At 52.5% G+C, this 362-nt stretch carries 1 protein-coding gene; it reads right to left on the reverse strand.

What is annotated here, in order from left to right; translation table 11 throughout:
* Positions 1-278: hypothetical protein (locus H6B10_RS15695; protein WP_204652388.1), on the reverse strand; the 278-nt coding region annotated here is incomplete at its 3' end.
* Positions 279-362: the final 84 nt, after the last annotated feature.

A 362-nucleotide genomic window follows, 5' to 3' on the forward strand; every position in this document is an offset into this window, starting at 1 on the left:
CTGAATATGCCGTTGGCATAGACCACCAAATCCTCCAGCCCAACATAGCCAAGCAGCGATCTAAGCCTGTAAGCAATGTTCCGCACGGATTTCATCGGGATCTCACAGGACTCATCCGGCCACAGGATCAGTGCAAGCTGATTTGCCGTTGCCCGGTTCCCAGCCGTCACCGCAAGATACGACAGCAGCGTATAGCAGCGGGAAGAAATGAAATCCTTTTCGGACAGCGTTCCCTTGCTGCCATGTATCGTGAGCCCATTAAAGCAGTTGATCCGCACTTCCCCCTGCAGTAAGCTTCAGCGCTTGCTTTGCGGCCGCCAGGCTCTTATTCAGTTTAATTTCATTTAATTCCTGGGCGACAG

It is taken from the genome of Gemmiger formicilis, from assembly GCF_016901605.1.
GTDB lineage: Bacteria > Bacillota > Clostridia > Oscillospirales > Ruminococcaceae > Gemmiger > Gemmiger formicilis_B.